Origin of the sequence: Shewanella sp. AS16, assembly GCF_021412365.1 — a bacterium.
Taxonomy (GTDB): domain Bacteria; phylum Pseudomonadota; class Gammaproteobacteria; order Enterobacterales; family Shewanellaceae; genus Shewanella; species Shewanella salipaludis.
The window spans coordinates 1-322 of sequence record NZ_JAKCLK010000132.1; the positions used below are offsets into that span (position 1 = coordinate 1).

Here is a 322-nt window from a genome sequence, read left to right on the forward strand (position 1 = left end):
TATGGATATGTTGTCTGGCGGCAATTTTGCTGATGGATCCTGTTGCCATTCTCTCGCAATGTTTATGGCTATCTGCCGCTGCGGTCGCGGCACTGATTTTTTGGTATCAGTGGTTTCCCTGTCCGGAGTGGCAGCTGCCGCCGGTATTGCGCGCGGTTGTTTCCCTCATCCATCTGCAACTGGGAATCACCCTCCTGCTTATGCCCGTGCAAATTGTCATATTTCATGGCATTAGTCTGACCTCGTTTATTGCAAATCTTTTTGCAATTCCCCTGGTGACATTTATCACGGTTCCGTTGATTCTCGCCGCGATGGTTGTGCA

At 50.0% G+C, this 322-nt stretch carries 1 protein-coding gene; it reads left to right on the forward strand.

The features are described 5' to 3' along the window. Positions 1–32 precede the first annotated feature (32 nt). On the forward strand, positions 33–322 hold a 290-nt coding region (locus tag LZP73_RS19665), incomplete at its 3' end, for a ComEC/Rec2 family competence protein (protein ID WP_234236599.1).